This is a genomic window from Citricoccus sp. (genome assembly GCF_032154715.1).
In the GTDB taxonomy this organism is placed as follows: domain Bacteria; phylum Actinomycetota; class Actinomycetes; order Actinomycetales; family Micrococcaceae; genus Citricoccus.
The window spans coordinates 69,817-77,750 of the sequence record NZ_JALDXU010000004.1 but is presented as its reverse complement, the minus strand read 5'-3'; the positions used below and the strand labels follow the sequence as shown (position 1 = coordinate 77,750).

Sequence of the window (7,934 nt, the reverse complement as noted above, 5' to 3'; positions counted from 1 at the left end):
CCCCCCCGCGACCGGGTGCTGATCTCCCTGCCGCGATCCGCCCAGGCGCTGGTCAGCATGCTGGCCACCCTGCGCGTCGGCGCGGTCGCGGTGCCCGTGGACGTCTCCTATCCGGCCGCCCGGATCGCGCAGATCACCACCAGCGCCGCGCCGCGCCTGGTGATCGGTCAGGACGCTCCCGACGCGGATCCGCCCCGGGTGGGGCCGGATACGCTCCGCACCGCCGGGACCCGGAGCCGGCGGCCGTTGCCGGCACCCCCCGGCCTCGAGGACGCCGCCTACGTGGTCCACACCTCCGGCACCACGGGCACGCCCAAGGGCGTCCAGGTGCCGCACCGTGCCCTGGCCAACCTCCTGGCGCACCACCGGCGCACCATCATCGACGCCGGCCAGCGGCTCGCCGCTCCGGACCTGCCCCGCATGCTGCACCTGACGGGCCTGGGGTTCGACGCCGCCTGGGATCCGATCCTGTGGCTCGTGGCCGGGACCACCCTCGTCCTGCCGTCGGAGGCGGAGCGGGTGGACGCCCAGGCCGTGGTGGAGGCGCTGGCCACCGTGGACGTCGTGGAGACCACCCCCTCCTACGCCCAGCAGTTGCTCGCCATCGGGCTCGAGGACGTTCTCCAGGAGCAGGACCGCACCCTGCTGCTGGCCCTGGGCGGGGAACCCCTGCCCGCCGTCCTGTGGGATCGCGTGGCCACGTCCTGCGTGCTCCGCGGCTGGAACCTGTACGGCCCCAGCGAATTCACGGTGGACGCCCTCATGGCACCCGTCGAGTCCGGCCATCCTCATCTGGGCTCCCCCGTGGCGAATCTCACCGCACGCGTCCTCGACTCCACCCTCGCCCTGGTCCCGCCCGGGGTCGCCGGTGAGCTGTACCTGAGTGGACCGGCCGAGGCCCACGGCTACCGTGGCCGCCCCGGGGAGACGGCGGCCCGGTTCGTGGCCGACCCCTATACCGAGGACCCGGGCGCCCGGATGTACCGGACCGGGGACCTGGTGCGCCGATCGGCTGACGGGTCCCTGGAGTTCCTGCGCCGCAATGACAGCCAGGTCAAGATCCGCGGCTACCGGATCGAACCGGCCGAGGTCGAGGCCGTGCTGGAGCGGCTGGACGGGGTGACGTCCGCCGTCGTGCGGGTGGTGGCCCCCGGCGGCGCCGGGACCGAGCAGCTGGCAGCCTGGCTGGTCGGCTCGCGGGACCCCGAGGAGGCTCGTCGGGCCGCTGCCCTGGAACTGCCGTCCTACTTGGTGCCCACCCGGGCGATGACGATCCCTGCGGTGCCCTTGACGGCCCACGGGAAGATCGATCAGACGGCCCTGCCGGATCCCCTGGCGGACCTCCGAGACGGGACGGCCGGAACCTCTCCCACGGCGCCCGCCACGGAGGCGGAGCGTGCCGTGTGCTCGGTGATGGGCGAGGTGCTCGGCGTCACGGAGGTCGGCCTGGACGATGACTTCTTCGCCCTGGGCGGCCACTCCCTGCTGGCGGTCACCCTGGTCGGTCGCCTGCAGCAGGAGGCCGGGCTGCACCTGCCCCTGCGGACGGTGTTCGAGGCGCCCACCCCGGCCCTGATGCTCGCCGCCGCCGGCGGTGACCGGTCCGAGGCCCCGGACGCCGGGACCTCGGCCGGATCGGCCGGACCGGCCGGGACCGTGTCCCTCAGCCAATGGGTGGACGCCCATCCCCGCGACCCGGCGGCCGCACTGCCGCCGACCGCGGGCCAGGCCCGGCTGTGGTTCCTCAACCAGCTCGAATCGGGCACCGCCGAGTACAACGTGGTGGTGCGGATGCGCCTGGAGGGGGCTCTGGAACCGGATGCCCTGGAGTCCGCCCTGCGGGACGTCGTCGAGCGCCACGAGGTCCTGCGGACCGTCTACCCGGCCGTGCAGGGCTCGCCCGTGCAGCGCGTCGGCCCCGTGCCGGACCGGCTGTTCGATGCCGGCCCCGTGGACATCACGGCCGGATTCGACCTCACCCACGAGCCGCCCCTGCGGGCGGCGCTGATCCCGGAGGGTGAGCAGTGCTGGCGGCTGGAGCTGGTCATCCACCACATCGCCACCGACGGGGCGTCGCTGCGGCCCCTGGTCCGGGACCTCGCCACGGCCTACGCGGCCCGGGTCTCCTCGGGTCTCGCCCTGAGCCGGCCGCTGCGGGTGCAGATGGCCGACGTCGCCCGGCGCCAGGTGGCCGAAGGCACCGGGCCGGACGCCCTGGCCCGTTGGGTCCACCGGCTGGACGGCGCACCCCAGGAGCTGGACCTCCCCGCCGACGGCCGGCGCCTGGACCGACAGGACCGACTAGAGACAGCGGCGCAGCCCGCGGCCCAGTACCGCTTCGAGATTCCCGGCGAGCTGGCGGGCCGCCTGGGCCGGGTGGCCTCCGGCCGTTCCGCCAGCGGCTTCCACGCCTGGCTGGCGGCCCTGGCCGGGTACCTGTACCGCATCGGGGCCGGCGACGACCTCGTGATCGGTTCACCCTCCGCCGGCCGGTCCGACCCCGACGTGCTGGACATGGTGGGGTTCTTCGTCAACACGCTTCCCCTGCGGCTGTCCCTGCAGGAGGGCCGGCTCAGCTTCGCGGAGACCGTGGACCTGGCCCGTCAGGTCACGCTGGAGGCGCTAGAGGACGAGCAGGTGCCCTTCGAACAGATCGTGGAGGAGCTCTCCCCCGAACGCCGGCTGGGCCGTCATCCACTGTTCCAGACCATGCTCTCGGTCGAGGAGCCCACCGACCTGGTGCCGGAGCTTCCCGGCGTCACGGCCACGCCGTTGCCCTCGGAGTCCACCGGCCACGCCAAACTGGACCTGTCCCTCACCCTCCGGCCCCGCGGTGGTGACGATCCCACCGTGGACGCCGTGCTGGAGTACAACAGCTCGCTGTTCAGCGCCGCGGCCGTCCGAGGGCTGATGGACCGCTGGCTGGTCTTCCTGGACGAGGCCGCCTCGGCACCGCACCGGTCCCTCGCCCACACGCAGATGGCCGGGGCCGCCACGCACCTGGAGCCCTGGCCTTCCGAGGAAGGCACCGTGCCGGTGCTGGAGCACTTCGCCCAGACCGTCCGCCGCCAACCGCAGTCCACGGCCCTCGTCGACTCCACGGAGACCGTCGACTACGCCAGCCTGTGGACCAGAGTCGGTGCACTCGCCACCGGCCTGCGGGCCCGGCACATCTCCCGTGGCGACACGGTCGCGCTCTGCCTGCCCCGGTCCGTGGACACGGTGGCAGCGCTCCTGGCCGTCTGGCAGGCCGGGGCGGTGGCCGTGCCGGTGGACTCCACCCTGCCACCGGCCCGCGTGGCGGACATGATCGCCGACGCCGGCGCACGCCTGGTGCTGCACGGCCCGGACTCCGGACGCGCACCGGACGATCCCTCGACCGCGCAGATCGCCGCGGACGCGGCCCGGCAGGCCGGCCTGGCTCCCGATCAGGTGCTCGGCACGGCCCAGCTGGCTCAGGCGCCCACCCCGGGCACCGAGGCGGCCACGATGCCACCCGGGCCCGGCGCGGCACCGGAGATGCCGGCGCCCGGGGATCCCGCCTACGTGATCTTCACCTCCGGCACCACCGGCCGGCCGAAGGGTGTCCAGGTGCCCCACTCCGCCCTGGCCCAGTTGCTCGCCTCACACCGCGCCACCGTGATGCCGGACGCCCAGAACGCAGAAGGCGCACCGGATGCTCGGGTGAGGATGGCCCACACCACGGGCGTCGGCTTCGACGCCGCCCTGGACCCGGTGCTCTGGGCCGTCGCCGGGCACGAGGTGCACGTGGTCCCGGATCAGACCCGGCGGAATCCGGAGGCTCTGGTGGAGTATTTCCGTACCCACCGGATCAGCGCCTGGGAAACGACCCCGAGCTACGTCTCCGCCGTGCGCTCCGCCGCAGACCTTGACGGCTACCTGGGCGATCCGGATACCCCCGAGATCACCCTGCTCCTCGGTGGGGAACCGGTGGATCCGGAGCTCTGGGCCTGGCTGCGCGGCCTCCGGCGGACCCGCAGCTGGAATCTCTATGGCCCGACCGAGGCCGGCGTGGACGCCCTGGTGGCCGAGGTGGCCGGGGACCCGGAACCAGAGCTGGGCCGCCCCACCGCCGCCATGCGCGCCTATGTGCTGGACGGCCGCCTGCAGCCGGTGCCCGCGGGGTCGACCGGCGAACTGTGGCTGGCCGGTCCCCAACTGGCCCACGGCTACCGGGGACGCCCTGGGGAGACGGCCGCCCGGTTCGTCCCGGATCCGTTCGCCGCGGATGGCAGCCGGATGTACCGCACCGGCGACCTGGTGGCGGCGCGCCCGGCGTCAGGAGCCGTGGCCGGCCCGGAGACTGGCCCTGAGACCGGCCCGGATGTGCGGCTGCGGGTCAGGATGATCGGCCGGGCGGACGGCCAGGTCAAGATCCGTGGTCATCGGGTGGAGCCGGCCGAGGTCGAGTCACTGTTGCGCTCCACCGGTGTGGCTGCCCAGGCGGTGGTGCGTGCCCGGAAGACGGAGCAGGGCACTGCCCTGGTGGCCTGGGTGGTCCCCGCCGCCCACGGTGAGCATGGGGTGGACGGCGCAGGGGTCGATGGCGGAGGTGGTGGCGACGAGTTCGAGGACCGCGTCCGGTCCGCCGTCGTCGCCGCCCTGCAGAACCGGGTTCCGGCCTACATGGTCCCGGCAGCGGTGGCGGTGGTCGGCGAGATACCGCTCACCGCCAACGGAAAGGTGGACGAACGGGCCCTGCCCGAGGCGCAATCCCGGAGTGGTTCGGGCCGGGCCCCGGAGGGCCAGGCCGAACAGGCCGTGGCCGCTGCCTTCACCCAGGTGCTGGGCGTCCCCGGCGTCTCCGCGGACGATTCGTTCTTCGATCTGGGGGGGCACTCCTTCGTGGCCCAGCCGGCCATCGCGGCGCTCAACGCCGCCCTGGGCACCACGCTGCCGGTACGGGCGCTCTTCCAGGCCCCGACCGTGGCCGGTCTGGCCGCGCTCGCCACCGCCGGCGCGGATCCGGTGGCCGCGAGCCTGCGGCCGGTGCTGCCCCTGCGTCCTGACGGGCGTGGTGAACCGCTGTTCGCGGTGCACCCGGGCAACGGACTGGCCTGGTCCTACTCCGCCCTCGCCGACCGGTTGGACACGGACCGTCCCATCATGGGCCTGCAGATGGGCGGGATCTCCCCGGAGACTCCGGCCGAGACCGAACCGGAGACCATGGCGGAACTGGTGGACCGGTATGTGCGCGTCATCCGCGGCATCCAGCCGGAGGGCCCCTACCACCTGGTGGGGTGGTCGCTCGGAGGACGACTGGCCCACGCCATCGCCGCTGGACTGCAGTCGGCGGGGCAGCGGGTCGGGCTCCTGGCCGTGCTGGATGCCTATCCGGCCGGTCACTCGATGGCCGGCGTCGAGGGCTCCCAGGACCTGTGGGACGCCTTCCTGGCGGCCAATGGTGTGGCCACGGAACCCGGGGACCGGCTGACGGCCGCGTCCGTCCGGGACCGGCTGCAGCACGCCGGGAGTCCCCTGGGAGAAGTCCCCGAGGACAGCATCGACCGCATCGTCCGTCGTTTCCGGTCCATCGGAACCCTTCTCGATGCCACCCAGGCGCCCCTGTTCGAGGGTGACCTGGTCCTGTTCGAGGCGACCCGGGACGTGCCCGCCGACCGGCCCGCTCCGGAATCCTGGCACCGCCATGTCTCCGGACGCGTCCAGCACCATCGTCTGGCCGCCTCGCACGATGGCCTGCTCAGCACGGCGGAGTCACTGCGGACCTTGACCGAGATCCTGCAGCTCGCACTGCCGTGAGAAACCGGTGGTGGCCGGAGGAAATTGCCGCCGTGACCCATCCGCGGCCGGTTTCGCCCCGAACCCCTGATGAGACCCGCCGACCCGGCGCCACCCACGATCACCAGGAGAGATCATGACCAACCCCTTCGACCGCGACGACGACCAGTTCCGAGTGCTTGTCAATGACCGTGGCCAGCACTCCCTGTGGCCCGAGTTCGCCGACGTGCCCCCGGGATGGGTGGTGGTCCACGGCCCCGCCCTGCGGCCAGCCTGCCTGGAGTACGTCGAGGAGCACTGGTTGGACATCACGCCGCTGTCCTCGCGAGAACTGGCGGTCTCGTGATCGCCTTGCGCGGCGTGACCAAACGGTTCGGCACGTACACGGCGCTCGACGACGTGGACCTGGAGGTGCCCGCAGGCACCGTCCAGGGTCTGCTCGGGCCCAATGGTGCCGGCAAGACCACCAGCGTCCGGGTCCTGACCACGTTGCTGTCCCCGGACCACGGTGACGCCGTGGTGGCCGGTCACAGCGTCCGGCGCCGCCCGGACCTGGTGCGGGCCAACCTCGGGGTCTCCGGGCAGTACGCCGCGGTGGACGACAAGCTCACCGGACCGGAGAACCTGCGCATGGTGGGCGAACTCTACGGTATGCGCCGGCGTGAGGCCCGGGACCGTGCGGAGGCGTTGCTGGAGCAGTTCCGGCTGGACGGAGTACCCCGCACCCAACGGGCCGGCTCCTACTCCGGGGGCATGCGCCGGCGGCTGGACCTGGCCGGGGCCATCGTGGCCCGCCCGCCGGTGGTCATCCTGGATGAGCCGACCACCGGGCTGGACCCGCGCGGCCGCCGGGACACGTGGGAGGCCATCGCCTCGCTGGCGCGGGACGGGACCACCGTGCTGCTCACCACGCAGTACCTGGAGGAAGCCGACGAACTGGCGGATTCCATCACCGTGATCGACGGCGGCCGGATCGTCGCCGAGGGAACCTCGGCCTCACTGAAGTCCATGGCCGGCGGCGCCCGCATCGACCTGGTCCTGGAGGCCGTAGGGCCGGTGGCACTGGCCCTGGATCTGTTGGAACCGTTGCAGCTGGACGCCGTCGCTGAGCAGCGGTCCGGCCGGATCACCGCGGCCGCCCCAGACGGCGGCCGGAGCCTGACGCGTGTCCTGGAGGTCCTCGCCTCGGCCGGGATTCCTGTGACCGAGGCCGCACTGCGCCAACCGACCCTGGACGAGGTCTTCCTCCGGATCACCCGCAGTCCCGCCGGGGCGCGGCGTTCCGAGCTCCTGCAGGAGAGCACCGCATGAGCCCCTCCGTTGCCACCGTCTCCCGCCGCCCCTCCGGCGTGATCTCCGGTGTGGCCTCCGCCGTGCGCGACGGCGGCGTGATCGCCCGGCGCAACCTCACCGTCGTGCGCCGCACCCCCGGCGCACTGGTCACCGGGGTGGCCCAGCCGATCCTGTTCGTGCTCATCCTGGCGTTCGTCTTCGGCGGCACGCTGGGTGGCAGCGAGTACCGCGAGTTCCTCATCGGCGGCATCCTGGCGCAGACCCTGACCTTCAACTCCTCCTTCACCGCGGTCTATCTGGCCAAGGACCTGCACCATGGCATCATCGACCGCTTCCGCGCCCTGCCGATGTCCCGCGTCGGTGTGGTGCTCGGGCGGACCTGGTCTGATCTCGCCACCAGCGTGGTCTCCCTGCTGGTGATTCTGGCGTGCGGGCTGGCCATCGGCTGGCGGGTCGGGACTGATCCGCTCCAGGTGGTCGGGACGGTGGGCCTACTCCTGTTCTTCGCCTTCGCCGTCTCCTGGATCGGGGCGGTCATCGCCCTGACGGCCCGCAGTGTGGAGGTGGCCCAGAGCCTCGGGCTGCTGTGGCTCTTCCCCGTGTGCTTCGTGTCCGGCGCCTTCGTCTCCCCCGCCTCGTTGCCCGGCCCGCTGCAGGGGATCGCCGAATGGAATCCCATCACGGCCGTGGCCACCGCCGCCCGCCAGGGCTTCGGCAACGAGGCCCCCGCCGGCTTCCAGGCCGCCGCGGGCTGGCCCGCTGAGAACGCACCGCTGTATGCGGCCCTGTGCTGCGTGGCGATCATCGCCGTCTTCGCACCGCTGGCCGTGGCGCAGTACCGGCGCGCCGGCCGGTGATCACCGTCTGGGCCACCGGTGTCG

General features: G+C 73.0%; 4 protein-coding genes. All 4 read left to right on the top strand.

Annotated elements, in window-relative coordinates:
• Positions 1-15 precede the first annotated feature (15 nt).
• The 4 genes from RUH65_RS01705 (at position 16) to RUH65_RS01690 (ending at position 7,910) form a co-directional block, all read left to right on the top strand.
• The gene (locus RUH65_RS01705) at positions 16-5,781 is read left to right on the top strand and encodes an AMP-binding protein (protein ID WP_313815458.1); all 5,766 of its coding nucleotides are present in this window, start codon (positions 16-18) and stop codon (positions 5,779-5,781) included.
• A gap of 115 nt (positions 5,782-5,896) precedes the next feature.
• Entirely contained in the window at positions 5,897-6,106 is a 210-nt protein-coding gene (locus RUH65_RS01700) for an MbtH family protein (protein WP_313815457.1), read from the top strand.
• Positions 6,103-7,071 carry an ATP-binding cassette domain-containing protein gene (locus RUH65_RS01695; RefSeq protein WP_313815456.1) on the top strand — a complete coding sequence of 323 codons (969 nt, stop codon included), beginning with the start codon at positions 6,103-6,105 and terminating at the stop codon, positions 7,069-7,071. Before RUH65_RS01700 ends, RUH65_RS01695 begins: the two co-directional genes overlap by 4 nt.
• Positions 7,068-7,910, top strand: coding sequence for an ABC transporter permease (locus RUH65_RS01690; RefSeq protein WP_313815455.1), 843 nt, complete (start codon positions 7,068-7,070; stop codon positions 7,908-7,910). Before RUH65_RS01695 ends, RUH65_RS01690 begins: the two co-directional genes overlap by 4 nt.
• Positions 7,911-7,934 lie beyond the last annotated feature (24 nt).

Coding starts and splice junctions, on each gene's coding strand:
- RUH65_RS01690 (WP_313815455.1), top strand. CDS start 7,068: ATGAGCCCCTCCGTTGCCACCGTCTCCCGCCGCCCCTCCGGCGTGATC.
- RUH65_RS01700 (WP_313815457.1), top strand. CDS start 5,897: ATGACCAACCCCTTCGACCGCGACGACGACCAGTTCCGAGTGCTTGTC.